Genomic DNA, 16,422 nt, shown 5'->3' with positions numbered 1-16,422 from the left:
CTTGCCTCCCTTTCCAACACCTTACGCTAACTAAAACTGCTATTATGTCTGAAGAAAAAAAATCCTTCAAACCATTTGTTGCTCCCGAAACGAATATGAAGGAACTTACTGTGAAATCCATCCTGGTGGGTAGTTTGTTCGGGGTCATTTTTGGAGCAGCTACTGTATACCTGGCGCTCAAAGCCGGATTAACGGTTTCCGCCTCCATTCCGATTGCGGTGATCGCGATCACGTTGGGAAGAAAATTCCTGAAGACAACCATACTTGAGAACAATATCATCCAGACCACCGGTTCTGCAGGTGAAAGTATTGCTGCGGGTGTGGCGTTCACTTTACCCGGTTTCCTGTTCCTTTCTTCACCCACCAGTGCCGAATATTTTAATTACCTCACCATCCTGATCCTCGCGATCGTGGGTGGTTTGCTGGGTACTTTACTGATGGTGCCCCTGCGCAAGGCACTGATCGTAAACGAGCATGAGAATCTTCCTTATCCCGAAGGAACAGCCTGTGGTGATGTATTGAAAGCCGGGGAGAAAGGCGGCGATTTTGCCAAGACAGCTTTCTGGGGGCTCGGTGTGGCTTTTGCCTATGCCATCCTGCAGAAGATACTGCACGTGATCGCTGAAACACCGTATTATACCACTAAGCAGATCAATAAATTTTTTCCTTCGGCCAAAGTATCGGGTGAGATCACTCCGGAATATATGGGTGTGGGCTATATTATCGGTCCCAAGATCGCCGGTGTACTGGTGGCGGGTAGTGTGTTGAGCTGGATGGTCTTTATCCCATTGCTGTCAACACTGGTGCCCGGTGAGGTTATTGCAATGCAGCTGGCTAAACTGGGTTACCTGGCCGATATCACCAAACCCGGTGGTAAAGGCGGATGGGATCCTGTAACACATAGTTTTTCTGATTATTCAGCTGCCATCTATTATGCCTATATCCGCCAGGTAGGTGCCGGTGCGGTAACCGCAGGTGGCGTGATCACTTTGCTGAAGACCATTCCTACCATTGTCAAATCCATCAAAGGAAGTGTGGCGTCCCTGAAAGCCAATAACCAGCCGGGTGCTGCCAGCGTTCTGCGTACCGAAAAAGACCTGAGCCTGAAAGTGGTGGGTGTCGGAAGCCTGGCATTGATTGTGCTTATCGCTGTATTGCCGCAGGTTCCGGGCGATAGTTTTATCCAGAAATTATTGATCGGTGTACTCGTGATCCTGTTTGGTGCTTTGTTTGTGACCGTATCATCCCGCATTGTGGGCCTGATCGGCTCTTCCAATAACCCCATCAGCGGTATGACCATTGCCACAGTAATGGGTACCAGCCTGATCTTCTTGAGCGTGGGCTGGACAGGGAAAGCTTTTGAACCCCTGGTACTGGTGGTAGGCGGTATGATCTGTATTGCGGCTGCCAATGCCGGTGCTACTTCACAGGACCTGAAGAGCGGTTTCATTGTAGGTGCCACACCACGTAACCAGCAGATCGCTTTGTTCGTGGGTGCTATTGTTTCTTCAATTGTGATCGGTCTTACCGTAAAATTCCTCGACAGGCCCACTACCGAAATGGTACAGCAGGGTGTGCAGCATGCCATCGGTTCTGATAAATATCCTGCACCACAGGCCACACTGATGGCTACGCTGATCAAAGGTATCCTGTCGCAGAACCTCGATTGGCAATATGTGGTGGTGGGAATTTTCCTGGCCGTCACTATGGAGTTATGCGGTATCAAATCGCTCAGCTTCGCCATCGGGGTTTACCTGCCGCTGGCTACCACATTGCCTATCTTCATCGGTGGTGCCATCCGCGGTATTGTAGAAGCCAAACAAAAGAAAGAGAACCTACAACTGAATGCAGAAGAGGAAGAGCTGGGTAAGGGTAACCTGTTCGCCACAGGACTTGTAGCAGGCGGTGCTGTAGCCGGTGTGGTGATCGCTTTCCTGGCCGGCTCAGACAGCGGTGAAAAGTTCCTGAAAGCCGTCAGTATGGAAGAAAGTATTGTTCATAATCTTTCGCAGGGTGGTTACTTCATATTGGGAGCCCTGTTCTTTGCTACCATGGGGTTGATCCTCTACCGTGTGGCCAGTAAAAAAACAGCCTGATAAACCGGCCTTTGTGCCTTGGTGTGGGAGATGTTGCAGACAAAGGCACAAGTGCCGGAATCATATTCACAACCCGCTGTGTTTTACAGCGGGTTTTTCATTACACGTAATGCGAACGGTTAAACCTCTTTGTACCCATTGGGTCATACATAAAATTTACGCTATGCATTTCCGGCGCATGTATCAAATATTCCTGGTAGGGGCTGGTATGACGGTGCTGTCTGCCTTTGTTCAGGGCCATCAGGATACCGCAGATCCCAGGCTGAATATGCCGTATAAAAAAATGGGGCTTACGCAGGAGCAGGCAGCGGCACACCTCTTGAACCGTTTCACTTTTGGCATCAGACCCGGACAGGTGAAAGAAGTCGTGGATATGGGATTGGATAACTGGCTGCTGCAGCAACTGGATGGTAAACTGCCGGATGAGGAAGTGAGCCGCCGGCTTCCTTCCGCCAATTATGAGGCGTTGACGATGAACAATGAGGACATCGTGAACCGTTACCTGAATGCAGGACAGATCATCCGTGTGGCGGCTAAAAATAATTTGCTGAACAAAGATTCTGTCAGGAACCTCGATAAACCGGAATACCGCGAACAGTTAAAAAAGCTGATGGATGCGCAGGGGTATAAACTGCCGCAGGAACTACATCGCCAGCTGGTGAACCAGAAACTGATACGGGCGGCATACGGGCAGAACCAGTTGCAGGAACTGCTCACTGATTTCTGGTTCAATCATTTCAATGTATCATTGACCAAGGGACAGTGCCAGCAGTATGTGCTCACGTATGAGCGAGATGCCATCCGGCCGAATGTGCTGGGCAATTTCAGCACCCTGCTTGAAGCAACAGCCAAACATCCAGCCATGCTTGAATACCTCGATAATGCTTCCAGCGTAAGCATGGATAATGAACTGGTCCGCAGGCAGGAAAAGAATGCAATGGCCAGGCTGGCCAAACAAAGGTTACAGCAGGTAGCAGAGGATACCACAAAACCCGGTACCAAAATGCTGCAGCAAACCCTTGCTGCACGGAAAACGCAGGGACTGAATGAAAACTATGCCCGCGAGATCATGGAGCTGCATACATTGGGTGTGGATGGCGGGTATACACAAAAGGATGTGACCGCTGTAGCAAGGGCTTTGACCGGCTGGGGTCTCAGGCCGATGTATAAGGATGGACCAGGAATGCGCCTGATGCAGGCAGCCAATCCAACCGTACTGGCACAAAGAGGTTTTGTAACGGAAGGTGATTTTATGTTCCGGGCAGATAAACATGATGAGCGTGCCAAAACCATCCTGGGACACAGCTTTCCGGCCAATGGCGGGTATGCGGAAGGGAAAGAAGTGTTGCAGATGCTCGCTACGCATCCATCCACAGCCAAATTCATCAGCACCAAACTGGCTACCCGTTTTGTGAGTGATACCCCTTCTGCTGCCCTGGTGAACAGAATGGCGGACGCATTCCTGAAAAGCAATGGCAATATCCGCACCGTACTGATCACCATGGTGAACAGCAAAGAGTTCTGGGATAAAAAAGCGCTGCGCGAAAAAGTGAAGTCGCCCTTTGAATTTGCGATCAGTGCCATACGCGCCACCCATGCGGATGTGCAGCAACCCTTCCAGATCTTTAACTGGTGCACACGGATGGGACAACGTTTTTATTATTACCAGGCGCCAACAGGATTTCCCGACAGGGCCAGCTACTGGATCAACACGGGCTCATTGCTGAACCGGATGAATTTTGGACTGGCATTCGCTACCGGAAAGATTCCCGGCGTTAAACTGAACCTGGCCGCACTGAATGATAACCATGAACCGGAAAGTGCAGAAGCGGCACTGATTACCTACAGTAAGATCTTACTGCCTGAACGCGACCAGGATGATAATATCCGCCGCCTCACAGCCATGGTGCGCGATACCAACCTGGAACAGAAGATCAGTGAAGCCGCCGATAAGAATACAGTTAAGGCTGCCGACGGCGCCATGGTGCAGAAAGAGATGATGGATGTGCAACCTGGTAAAAAGACTCGCGCAGAAAGAAACAATGAAAAGAAAGCACTGGGTAAAAAGAACCTGCCGGTGACCACTGTGTATGTGGCAGGCAACACCAACACGGTATCGCAGGTGACCGGTATCATCATCGGTTCCCCCGAATTCCAAAGAAAATAACCCGCGGCCTTTGCGCCTTTGCGAGAAAACCTTTCGCAAAAGCGTCAGGACGTACAAAAGAATCGTATGGTCAATCGCAGAGCATTTATGAAATCAGGCGCCATGGCGCTGTTTGCGGCAGGTTTCGGTGGTGTGCCCGCTTTTATAGCCAGGGCTGCCGATAGCGGTAAGATCCTGTTGCCGTATAAAAAGAATAAGATCCTGGTCTGTATTTTTCAACGTGGCGCCATGGACGGATTGATGGCAGTAAGCCCTTATGCAGATGCACACCTGAAAACATTGCGCCCCACTTTATATATGAGTCCGGCAGAAACCGAAGGCAGGATGTTCGACCTTGATGGCCGTTTTGCCCTGCACCCTTCGTTGGCAGCTTTCCAGCCTTTTTTTACGGAGGGCCGTATGGCCATTGTACATGGTGTGGGAAGTCCGAACAATACCCGCAGCCATTTTGATGCGCAGGACTATATGGAAAGCGGCACCCCATTCAGTAAAAGCACCAGCAGCGGCTGGTTAAACCGTGCCGTGGGTTTGCTGGGGCATGAAGGCACGCCTTTCCGTGCCGTAAGTCTTACCAGCTCGCTGCCAAGAAGCCTGTATGGCGATCAGGAATCGCTTGCTATCAATAACCTGCAGGAGTTTGCCATTCAAATGCGGGGCAATCCGCTGGCTACCAGCCTGGCATCCCAGTCTTTCGAGCAGTTGTACGATCAGACTTCCAGCCAGATCCTGAACAGAACGGGCAAAGAAAGTTTTGATGCGATCAGGATGCTGAATGTGAACAATAGTAAAAACTATCAGCCTGCCAATGGCGTAGTATATCCTAATTCACCGCTTGGCAATTCACTGAAGCAGATCGCCATACTGATCAAGATGGATGTGGGTATGGAAGTGGCTTTTGCAGAGAGTGGCGGATGGGATACCCATTTTGGGCAGGGTACAGTGAATGGTGCACTGGCACGTAACCTGAAAGATTTCAGCGATAGCATCGCCGCTTTCTGGAAAGATATGGAGGCTTATCAGGACGATGTTACCGTGATGACCATGACCGAGTTCGGCCGCACCGCACACCAGAACGGAACCGGAGGCACCGATCATGGAAGGGCCAGCTGCCTGTTTGTATTGGGCAATGATGTACAGGGCGGAAAAGTATACAACAACATGAAGTCTTTGGCCAAAGAAGAACTGGAAGATGGCAGGGATCTGCCGGTGAGTACGGATTTCCGTTCCGTATTCAGTTCGGTGGCGAATGGGCATCTGAAGATACATGATGACAGTAAACTGTTTCCGGGCTGGGAGGGAAAAGGGTTTGGGTTGATGAAGGGGTAGATGAACAGAAGACTGCGAAAACAAGCAGGTTGCCTGATCCTTCAAAGTCCTGTCTTTTTTGTATGATTAAGGTGAGGCGTTTTAGCTTCTTTAGAACTCATTTTCCCGAAAAATATTTTTATGAGTTGATCACCTGCACCACCCATAACAATCGTCATCAGGATCAGATAAAAGAATTCGGATTTTTCCTGCTTTGGAAACAATAAATAGGTACCAGCCAGTAGGATGAACACCAAACCTGCTATGATGAATGTGGGGGTATTATAGTTAGGTTGTAACGGACAGGTCACAGCCGTTTTGTGCATATATCGCAGAGGAAATTTCTGTTAAGGCAGGCCCGTGTATGGGAATGAAAATATTCTAGCCCATAAAATTTTTACATAAACCCGCTCATCTATTTTAGAAAGTAGTAGTTGGTTACCCTGATTTTCCCGATCTCGATGTTGATTATTCCCGATTTCAACAAACGATTCTGAATTCTGCGGACAGTTTTGCACATAAATTCCGCATATGCGTTTGAGAGCCTCCTGCTGTATCCTTTTTTCCTTTTCCACTTTACCCTGTTCTTTTTTGGCTGCGCAATCCTTACGGGGAAGAAACAGAATGGATACGGTTCATATACTCGATAAGGTAACGGTAACCGGTTACCGAACCGTAAATGGTGTGGGCCATTTTGCCGAAACAAAGGAAGGGGTGATTTATGCCGGCAAAAAAAATGAAGTGATCATCACCGATAGTCTTGATGCCAATAAAGCCATCAATAATACCCGCCAGATACTGGGCCGTATACCCGGACTGAACATTGTGGAGACCGAAAGCAGTGGTTTTACTGCCAATGGCATTGCCACGCGTGGTCTCAATCCCATTCAGAGTATTGAAATGAATACCCGCCAGAATGGCTATAATATCAGTGGCGACTCCTATGGCTATAATGAGGCTTATTACCTGCCACCCATGGAAGGGGTGAACCGGATCGAGATGGTAAGAGGTGCAGCATCACTGCAGTTTGGCTCCCAGTTTGGAGGATTGGTGAATTATGTAACCAAAGATGCACCCACTGATAAACCGTTTGAATCACTGACTTCCATTACACAGGGAAGTTTCGGACTTTTTAATACCTTCCAGTCGGTAGGGGGTACGCAAGGCCGTTTTTCTTATTACGGCATTGTACAGTACCGTAACCTTGATGGCTATAGGCCCAGCAGCCAGCAATGGCAGTTATCGGGTTTTGGTAAACTACAGTATCGTTTTTCCGGCAAGCTAAAAGCAGGCCTGGAATATTCGCTTTTGCGTAACAGGATACAGATGCCCGGTGGGTTAACCGATAGCCTTTTTGCTGCCAGTCCGCGTATCTCCACGCGCAACCGTAACTGGCTGAAATCTCCCTGGAATATCGTTGCGGCCCATGTACAGTTCAATCCTACGGAAAGAACCAGTATCAGCCTGAAAGCCACTTATTTATTTTCTAACCGTTCCTTAGTATGGCGTAATGAAGATGGTGGGCCGGAGGCAAAAGATGAGATCGATCCGACCACCAATGCCTATGTGCCGCGGGAAGTAGGCATTGAGCGAATGCACAATATTACTGCCGAGTTGCGTATAGCGCATACCTACCGGTTATATGGAAACGCATCGGTTTTATCGGGCGGACTTCGTTACAGTTATGCGTGGTTCAAAAGACTGGGCGGAGGGGAAGGAACAACGAATAGCGATTTTGACCTTTCAATCACCGGCAACTGGGGTTATGATTTTGATTTTAAGACCACCAATATTGCCCCTTTTGTAGAAAATCTTTTTAAACTCTCTGATCGCTTCAGCATTACACCCGGATTCCGGTTCGAATACCTGAACAGCAAAGCCAGAGGGTATAAAACCGACGGTCCCGATAAAATGGTTGCCAACCAGAACCGGAACAGGTATATTCCCCTGTTCGGACTGGGAATGGAATGGCGTACGGGTAAGGGCAATACCAATCTGTATGCTAATATCAGCCAGGCATACAGGCCCATTGATTACAGCCAGCTTGAACCTTTTGGCGTAACATCCAAAATTGATCCTTCACTGAAAGATGCTTCGGGCTATAATGCAGACCTCGGTTACAGGGGTACGATCCGCAATTATTTCAATTTTGATCTCAGCCTGTTTTATATGGCCTATAATAACCGGATCGGTTTAGTGGAAAAAACAGATGCTGTTACAGGTGCTGTATATACCCTGCGTACGAATATTGCAAATAGTGTGCACAAAGGGGTAGAAGCCTATGCCGAATGGAACCTGCTCAAATATTTCAGGCCCGTCTCCAAATATGGTATCAGTGTGTTCAATTCTTTTGCATGGATCGATGCGCAGTATACCAGTGGTGAGTTCAAAGGTAAAAGAGTGGAAGCGGCTGCAAAACTCATTAACAGGGCCGGTCTCATTCTCAGCTCACCCAGGATTTCAGGTACGATCCAGTGGAGCCACACGGGCGATGCATTTGGCGATGCAAGCAACGCATACAGCAGCAGCGATCCCGTGGCGGGCTATATTCCTTCTTATAATGTACTGGACATCAGCGGTACTTTTAAGCTGAACCAGATATGGATCAAAGCGGGGGTCAACAACCTGACGGATAGATCCTATTTTACCCGCAGGACCGATGAATACCCCGGCCCGGGCATCATTCCCGCAGTTGGCAGAAGCTATTATATTGGTTTCAGTATTAAAATGTAAATGTGATGCAGAAAATGCAGGCGATTATAACGCTGGCTATTGCGGCCACTGTGGCCATACTGGTTTCCTGTGGCAAAGAGATCAACGAAATCAGCATAAGTCCCTCAGATAAAGCGGTGCTGGGTAAAATGATCTTTTTTGATAAAGGGCTTTCTTATCCGGCCGGGCAATCCTGCGCCAGCTGCCATAGTCCCGAAACGGGTTTCAGCGACCCACTGCACAGGGTGGTATCTGAGGGGGCAAGGCATGGATTGTTTACTGCACGCAATGCGCCATCCATCGGGTATAGTATGTTTTCCTTCCCCCTGGAAATGGATATTTCAGATGCTTCTTACAGCGGTGGTTTTTTTCTCGATGGGAGGGCGAATAGTTTGCAGGAACAGGCCAGGCTTCCTTTCTTTAATCCGCTGGAGATGAACAATGCCGATGCTGCTTCGCTGATTGAAAAAGTAAAAAAAGCAGCCTGGTTCCCGCTTTTACAAAAAACGTATGGCTACCGGGAGGATGCAAATACCCTCCTTAATAGCATGACCGACGCCCTTGCAATATTTGAACAATCAGCAGAAATGAATCCCTTCAGTTCAAAATTTGATGGTTACCTGAAAGGACAGGCTTCCTTCACCGCAGAGGAAAAACTGGGCATGCAGTTATTTATGGATACGGCTCGAGGCAATTGTGCCGCCTGCCATATTGCGGAGCCGGATGCAATGAGTGGTAAAATAGTATTCACTGATTTTACGTATGATAATATCGGGGTGCCCAGAAATCCTGCCAACCCGTTTTATACCATTCCTTCGTTGTATAACCCCGATGGACCTTCGTTTAGCGATTTGGGCCTGGGTAAAACAACAGGGCAGAACAGACATAACGGGCAGTTCAAAGTGCCCTCGCTACGGAATGTGGAAGTGTCAGCGCCCTATTTTCACAATGGTTTTTTTACTACACTGGAAGAAGTGGTTCATTTTTATAACAGGCGGGATGTGGAAAATTTTCCGGTACCGGAGATAACTGCAACCGTGAACCACAGGGAAATGGGTAACCTGAAACTCACCGCGCAGGAAGAAAAAGCGATCGTTGCCTTCCTGAAAACACTGACAGACGGGTATCATCAATAATTTTTTTTGGATCCCCATACCGTTCGTTGGGCAATGAAGAGAATAATTGATTACTGCCAGACAATGTATTGTAACCTGTGGCGCCATTGGGCAAGGCAGATTTCCTGTTGATGGAAAAACCCAAACCGCCAATTCAGGGTGTTCGATGAAAAATTTCTAATCAGCCCCTGTGTATACCTCGCTATGCCGGATCTTTGTTCGGTGCCAAGCGTAGGTGATGACAGACAAAATAATGCATAGTATTCCGCTAAAAGCCTGTTGTATAGACCTATTCCTATATAGTTTCCGTCCCTGAAAAAAGGATCAACAGAAAGCAGCTCGGTAACAGAACGTAGCCTGGCGGACGGGAGCAACAAAAGCTCCCGGCTATCGGGCTGATTTTAATATCCTGATACGTGTATGTTTAGTATCGTATTTTTGATTCGCTGAACAGACGCACCCGTTATATCATCCGCCGCGAGTTACGCTCATTGCTCGAGTTGAAAAAAACAGAGCGGCTCTGGCATATCCCCTTGCTGGCAGGTCTTTGTGTGGGTTTACCCTTATTGGTGGGCCTGTTCTTTGGCCGGCTGAACGATGCCCTGCTGGCCTGTACGGGTGGCCTGGTGATCCTGTATATCCCGTCTACCCATGTTGCTGCCAGGATGCGTACCATGGTATTGTGCTCGCTGGGTTTTATGGTTGCGTTTTCGGTGGGACTGGCATTCAGTTTCAATCCCTGGTTATCCTCTTTTATGCTGGGCGTTCTTTCCTTTGCGGTGCACTGGATCATCCGTCGTTTTTACAGAAGGCCTCCGGGTAATTTCTTTTTCATTATGCTGCTGTCCATGGCAAGCTGTATGCCCTATCAACCCGAAACGATTGTTTTTAAAACAGCCATGGTAGGCCTGGGCGCTTTACTGGCCTGTGTACTGGCTTTGTTGTATACATTACTGGCCATCAGGAAATATCCTCCGAAACAGGTGGGGGCTTCTCATGCAGTAAGACAGCAACCTTTTGCCGGGGTCGTCACTTCTTCTGTGATCGGCCTGGTAATGGGATCTTCCCTGCTGATAGCTTACCTGTTGAAACTGGACAATCCTTACTGGATCCCTATTTCCTGTATCGCCGTTATGCAGGGCGCTGATCAGCGCCACGTTTTTCAGAGAAGCCTCCAAAGGATATTGGGAACATTTATCGGGCTGGGTTTTGCCTGGCTGATCCTCTCTTTTCATCCGGGTACATTGGCGGTTTGCCTGAGTATCCTGTTGCTGCAATTTATTGTGGAGATGCTGGTCGTAAGGCATTATGGCCTTGCGGTGATCTTTATCACCCCGCTCACCTTACTGCTGGCCGAAGCAGGAAAAGCCATGACAGCCAACCCGGCCGTATTGATCTCTGCCAGGTTCACCGATATTGTACTGGGGAGCCTGATCGGCGCAGCAGGCGGATGGATATTGTATCACCGTGAACTGCATTTAAGGGCCACAAGAGAACTTCGTAAAGCAAGGATAGCGGTACTGCGCAGATAACCCCAGGTGCTGCTGCAGAAGCGGTTATGTGGTAGTAAGTGAGGGACGGGTACAGACTGCTTACCCATTGGGTATGGCCAGGATGGCAGCAGGATAGGAACCGGGCCACCATCGGATAGTACCCGGATAGCAGTTGGATAGTCTACGCTATAACTTAGCTATAAGTTCGCTATAACTTAACTATAACTTAGCTATAAGTTCTCCACTGAAGTAGGATACCCTTATTTGTACCAGTACGAAATCAGTTTGCAACAAGCAGTACAGTGATTGACTGATCATTCACAGTTAATGCGTTATCCTATTAAACATCTACTTAGATGTTCCGTATCTCGTATCGCTATAAAGTTTAACGTGAATGAGTTTTCCTTTCCCATTCACTCATCCACTCATCCACTCATCCACTCATTCTCTCATTCTCTCATTGCCCCTACAGCTTCCCGTGTTTGATCTCATCCACCACTGCCGGATCCAGCAGGGTAGAGGTATCTCCCAGGTTCTGGGTTTCGCCTTCGGCTACTTTACGGAGGATACGACGCATGATCTTACCGCTTCTTGTTTTAGGCAGACCGCTGACAAACTGGATCTTATCAGGTTTGGCAATGGGGCCGATGATACGGGTTACGGTCTGGGTAATGTCTTTCCGGATCATTTCTGCGGTGCCGTGTGTATCCTGCCCGTGTGAGCCCTGGTAAATCACGTAAGCGTAAATACCCTGTCCTTTCACATCGTGCGGGTAACCCACTACGGCGCTTTCCACCACGCCGGCGTGCATATTGATCGCGTTCTCCACTTCTGCGGTACCGATACGGTGACCGCTCACATTCAATACATCGTCTACGCGGCCAGTGATGCGGTAGAACCCGTTCTTATCGCGCATGGCACCGTCGCCGGTGAAATACATGTTCTCATAAGTGGCAAAATAATTGGTGCGGCATCTTTCATGATCGCCGTACGTGGTGCGCAGGATACCGGGCCAGGGCGCTTTGATGCAGAGGTTTCCTGAAACGATCTCATCGCCTTCTGCCACCACTTCCTTCCCGTTCTCATCCACCAGTACCATCTGTAATCCGGGCATAGGTAAGGTTGCCCAGCTGGGAACAGCGGGTGTGATTCCGGCCAGGTTACTGATGAGACAGGCGCCGGTTTCGGTTTGCCACCAGGTGTCAACAATCGGGCACTTGCCTTTACCCACGTTCTCATCATACCAATGCCAGGCTTCCTCATTGATGGGTTCGCCTACCGTGCCAAGTACTTTCAGTGAGGAAAGATCTTTGCCATATAAAGGACCGGTGCCAAAGCCCATCAGGCTGCGGATAGCTGTGGGTGCGGTATATAAAATATTGACTTTGAATTTCTCAACAATGCACCAGAAACGACCGGCATCTGGGAAGGTGGGTACGCCCTCGAACATCAGGGTGGTGGCAGCGGCGCTCAATGGACCGTAAATAATGTAGGTGTGGCCGGTGATCCATCCGATATCTGCCGTGCAGAAATGGAGTTGTTCATTTTTGTATTGAAATACGTTTACAAACGTGTAATTGGCCCAGATCATATAACCGCCGCAGGTATGCACCACACCTTTGGGTTTACCGGTAGAACCGGATGTGTATAAGATGAACAGCGGATCTTCCGCATCCATTTCTTCTGCTTCAATAAAGGTGAGACCCTGCTCTTCCACATGTTTCATTTCTTCTTCCCACCATACGTCCCTGCCCTTGATCATGGATACGGGTGTGCGGGTACGGGTACAAACGATCACGCGTTTTACAGTACGGTTACCAATCAGCGCATCATCGATCACGCTTTTTAAGGGAATGTCTTTGGCGCCACGGAAAGCGCCATCGCAGGTAACAATGAATTCTGCCTGCGCATCATATAACCTGTCGGCAATGCTTTGTGCAGAGAACCCGCCGAACACCACGCTGTGAATGGCGCCAATACGCGCACAGGCCAATACGGCAATAGCCAGTTCGGGTATCATGCCCATGTAAATGCAGACACGGTCGCCTTTCTTGACGCCGTTGTTCTTCAGCACATATGCAAACTGGCAAACTTTTTCCAACAGCTTTTTATACGAAAGGGTCCGGTGCTGTTCATCGGGGGCATTGGGTTCCCAGATCAACGCGGGCTGGTTACCTTTTGTGGCGATATGCCGGTCCAGGCAGTTCTCTGTGATATTGAGTTTGCCGCCTTTGAACCATTCTACTTTGGGTTCTTTGAAATTCCACTCCAGCACAGTGTCCCATTTTTTGCGCCAGGTAAAATGTTCGGCAATGGATGCCCAGAAAGTGGAGGGGTCTTCGATACTTTTTTGGTAGACTTCTTTGTACTCTTCAAAGGATTTAATCTGATAGGGGTATGACATACGATCGGATGATTTTGGGGTATTAAAGATACGGGAAGTTAAAAGTGAAAAGTAAAAAGTCAAAAGTAAAAAGTGATTGCTCACTCACCGCTCACCATTCACGCCTCACGATTCACGCCTGCCCCATTTCTTGGATAAATCGGTTGAATAGCGTAAGTTGAAACGATTTATCTGCTATATGAGAAAAAACAACGGCATCTGGAAAGTGATCGGCGCTTCTTCGCTGGGCACTTTGATCGAATGGTATGATTTTTACATATTTGGAAGCCTGGCTACGGTGCTGGCCAACCAGTTCTTCCCCAAGACCAATCCCACAGCGGCCCTGTTATCTACACTGGCCACTTTTGCGGCGGGTTTTATTGTGCGTCCCTTCGGAGCATTGGTATTTGGTCGCCTGGGCGATCTGATCGGTCGTAAACATACTTTCCTGCTTACACTGGTGATCATGGGTGGTTCAACCTTTGCCATCGGCCTGATACCCTCTTACGAGACCATTGGGTTTGCTGCTCCCATACTGGTACTGGTCCTGCGTTTGTTGCAGGGACTGGCACTTGGCGGCGAATATGGCGGTGCGGCCACTTATGTGGCAGAACATGCTCCCCATGATAGACGCGGTTATTTCACTTCGTGGATACAGACCACGGCCACATTGGGTCTATTCGTATCACTCGGGGTAATACTGTTAACCCGCCACAGCCTGGATATTGACCAGGCCAGGTCCATTGCCAAGTTCAACGACTGGGGCTGGCGTATTCCTTTTCTGGTTTCCATCATACTGGTGGGGGTTTCCATCTATATCCGTTTAAAAATGAAGGAGTCGCCGCTGTTCGAGCAGCTGAAAACTTCCGGCACCCGTTCGGTCAATCCACTGAAGGAAAGCTTCGGACATAAGTCCAATCTGAAAATGGTGTTGCTGGCTTTATTCGGTGCTGCCATGGGGCAGGGCGTGGTTTGGTATACCGGACAGTTTTATGCGCAGTCTTTTATTGAAAATGTCTGTAAGATCGATTTTGACCAGTCGCGCACCATCCTCATCTGGGCCATCCTCTTTGCCACGCCTTTTTTTGTGGTGTTCGGAAGCTGGAGCGACAAAGTAGGCCGTAAATGGATCATGCTGGGTGGTATGTTCCTGGCCATTATTACCTATAAACCACTGTTCAGGCAGTTGCTGGTGCTGTCTGATCCTGCCGGTAAAACGGAGCTTGCCGATCTGAAACAGATCAAGACCACCCGTTTGCCACTTGCCGGAACTTCTGATACGTTACGCACCGTGACCCGACTGTCTTATTATGAGGATGGCATGGTACTTACACAAAACACCAAAGACACTGTATATGCCGCTGCCGGTAAACAGACGCTGAAGCCCGAAGTGAAGATCTCCAAAACCCTGGGTACGGGCGGGTACTGGCAAATGGTATTACTGGTGTTCATCATGATCCTGTACGTAACGATGGTGTATGGACCCATTGCGGCTTTCCTGGTGGAATTGTTCCCTACCAAGATCCGGTATACATCGATGTCATTGCCCTACCATATCGGTAACGGCGTATTTGGCGGATTAACGCCTTTCATCGCCACACTGCTGACCACCATCTATACAAATGATGCATTGGTGGGATTGATGTATCCCATTATCATAGCGGCGGTATGTCTGGTGATAGGTACCTTGTACATTAACAACCGCATCGATCCGCCGATAGAAGTGCCCAATGATTAACCTATTTTCTAAATGAAGACGTCTTAAACTGTTTTGTATGAATCAACTGAAAAGATTGGCCGGTATCATCTGGCTGTTGCTGGGGCCAGTGGCCGTATATTATCTGGTTAAGACCGCTGCTTCCGAGATCGCCAAAAAACCGGTGATGGATACCCGGATACAATGGGGTGTGTTCGTGGTCATCTTCATCCCCATCGCCATTGGTATGGTGATCTTTGGCTGGTATGCACTGAAGGGCGAGTACGATCATCTTCCGGAACGGTCGGAGGAACTGATCGATTAAGGGGCAGGTAGTTGTCAGTCGTGAGTCGTGAATGGGCAATGGTGAATAGAGAAAGGGGGCTATTGCTAACACACTTCCTACTCCCTACTCACCACTCACGAAGCTTACCATCAATCAGATGTGACAGCAATAAAACCGGCATCCCGGTTTCTTATCAATCCGTTAACCCCCTTTGTCGTCCTATTCAATTAATTTTGGCCGAAACCCGTCGGGCATGTCGATAGAAGTTACACAGTTACTGAAACAGTATGGCGAACAGAAAGCGGTGAATGGCGTTTCGTTCACTGTGAACAAAGGTGAGATCGTGGGTTTTCTCGGTCCCAATGGCGCCGGTAAAAGCACCACCCTAAAAATGATCACCGGTTACCTGCAGGCCGATGCCGGTACAGCCAGGGTTTGCGGATTGGATGTAGCTACCCAACCCATAGCAGTGAAAAAAAAGATCGGGTATCTGCCGGAAGCCAATCCATTGTACCCTGATATGTATGTGCGCGAATACCTGGCATTTGTGGCGGGGATCCACCAGCTCAAAGACAGTAAAGCCGCCATAGAAAACGTGATCGGACTCACCGGTCTCACGGTAGAATCCCGGAAAAAGATTGGGCAGTTGTCCAAAGGTTACAAACAGCGCGTTGGCCTGGCAGCCGCACTCATACATACACCAGAGGTATTGATCCTGGATGAGCCCACCAGCGGACTGGATCCGAACCAGATCATCGAGATCAGGAATGTGATCAAACAGCAGGGGCAGGACAAGACCGTTCTTTTCTCCTCGCATATCCTCCAGGAAGTGGAAGCCATCTGCGACCGGGTGATCATCATCAACAAGGGAAATATTGTGGCAGATGACCGCCTGGCCAACCTGCAGAAGGGTGGGGGCGATAAACATATTGTATCGGTACAGTTCAGTGAACCGGTATCACAGATGCTGCTGCAACAACTCCCAAAAGTTATCCGTGTGTCAGAGCCGGTGTCCGGAAACTGGCAACTGGAGACCACCGACCCCGATGCAGTGCGAAAGCAATTACTCACACTGGCGGTGGAGAATAACCTGAATATCGTTTCCCTGCAAACAGAGGGGCAAAGTCTGGAGCAGGTATTCCGAACCTTAACTACCCGTGTTTGAATCT

The 16,422-nt window shown here is 49.0% G+C and carries 11 protein-coding genes; 9 read left to right on the top strand and 2 right to left on the bottom strand.

Features of this window, described 5'->3' with window-relative positions; all coding sequences use genetic code 11:
- Positions 1-44 precede the first annotated feature (44 nt).
- From ACH3Y6_RS00880 to ACH3Y6_RS00870, 3 genes are all read left to right on the top strand, one after another.
- Positions 45-2,096 carry an OPT family oligopeptide transporter gene (locus ACH3Y6_RS00880; protein ID WP_490833675.1) on the top strand — a complete coding sequence of 684 codons (2,052 nt, stop codon included), beginning with the start codon at positions 45-47 and terminating at the stop codon, positions 2,094-2,096.
- 178 nt (positions 2,097-2,274) lie between these two features.
- Positions 2,275-4,263: a DUF1800 domain-containing protein gene (locus tag ACH3Y6_RS00875; RefSeq protein ID WP_490833674.1), complete on the top strand. Its 1,989-nt coding sequence runs from the start codon at positions 2,275-2,277 to the stop codon at positions 4,261-4,263.
- Between the two features lie 66 nt (positions 4,264-4,329).
- Positions 4,330-5,589 (top strand): DUF1501 domain-containing protein, encoded by a 1,260-nt coding sequence (locus ACH3Y6_RS00870; protein WP_490833673.1) that lies wholly within the window; start codon positions 4,330-4,332, stop codon positions 5,587-5,589.
- A 41-nt stretch (positions 5,590-5,630) separates the two neighbouring features.
- On the opposite strand, the gene ACH3Y6_RS00865 is transcribed toward ACH3Y6_RS00870, so the two are convergent.
- Positions 5,631-5,894: a hypothetical protein gene (locus ACH3Y6_RS00865; protein WP_490833672.1), complete on the bottom strand. Its 264-nt coding sequence runs from the start codon at positions 5,892-5,894 to the stop codon at positions 5,631-5,633.
- 205 nt (positions 5,895-6,099) lie between these two features.
- On the opposite strand from ACH3Y6_RS00865, the gene ACH3Y6_RS00860 reads away from it, so the two are divergent.
- The 3 genes from ACH3Y6_RS00860 to ACH3Y6_RS00850 all read left to right on the top strand — a co-directional run bounded on the left by ACH3Y6_RS00860 (position 6,100) and on the right by ACH3Y6_RS00850 (position 10,927).
- Positions 6,100-8,301, top strand: coding sequence for a TonB-dependent receptor family protein (locus ACH3Y6_RS00860; protein WP_490833671.1), 2,202 nt, complete (start codon positions 6,100-6,102; stop codon positions 8,299-8,301).
- 14 nt (positions 8,302-8,315) lie between these two features.
- A complete protein-coding gene (locus ACH3Y6_RS00855; RefSeq protein WP_490833670.1) occupies positions 8,316-9,416 on the top strand; it encodes a cytochrome-c peroxidase in 1,101 nt (366 codons plus the stop codon).
- A 479-nt stretch (positions 9,417-9,895) separates the two neighbouring features.
- Positions 9,896-10,927 (top strand): FUSC family protein, encoded by a 1,032-nt coding sequence (locus ACH3Y6_RS00850; protein WP_490833669.1) that lies wholly within the window; start codon positions 9,896-9,898, stop codon positions 10,925-10,927.
- 427 nt (positions 10,928-11,354) lie between these two features.
- On the opposite strand, the gene acs is transcribed toward ACH3Y6_RS00850, so the two are convergent.
- A complete protein-coding gene (acs, locus tag ACH3Y6_RS00845) occupies positions 11,355-13,292 on the bottom strand; it encodes an acetate--CoA ligase (protein ID WP_490833668.1) in 1,938 nt (645 codons plus the stop codon).
- A gap of 178 nt (positions 13,293-13,470) precedes the next feature.
- Between acs and ACH3Y6_RS00840 the strand changes: the two genes are divergently transcribed.
- The 3 genes from ACH3Y6_RS00840 (at position 13,471) to gldA (ending at position 16,418) form a co-directional block, all read left to right on the top strand.
- Positions 13,471-15,009: an MFS transporter gene (locus ACH3Y6_RS00840; RefSeq protein WP_490833667.1), complete on the top strand. Its 1,539-nt coding sequence runs from the start codon at positions 13,471-13,473 to the stop codon at positions 15,007-15,009.
- A gap of 37 nt (positions 15,010-15,046) precedes the next feature.
- A complete protein-coding gene (locus tag ACH3Y6_RS00835) occupies positions 15,047-15,292 on the top strand; it encodes a DUF6814 family protein (protein ID WP_490833666.1) in 246 nt (81 codons plus the stop codon).
- A 214-nt stretch (positions 15,293-15,506) separates the two neighbouring features.
- A complete protein-coding gene (gldA, locus tag ACH3Y6_RS00830) occupies positions 15,507-16,418 on the top strand; it encodes a gliding motility-associated ABC transporter ATP-binding subunit GldA (protein ID WP_490833665.1) in 912 nt (303 codons plus the stop codon).
- Positions 16,419-16,422: the final 4 nt, after the last annotated feature.

Source organism: Sediminibacterium sp. FW305-C-269, assembly GCF_058231045.1.
This window is presented reverse-complemented; position numbering and strand designations above follow the sequence as displayed.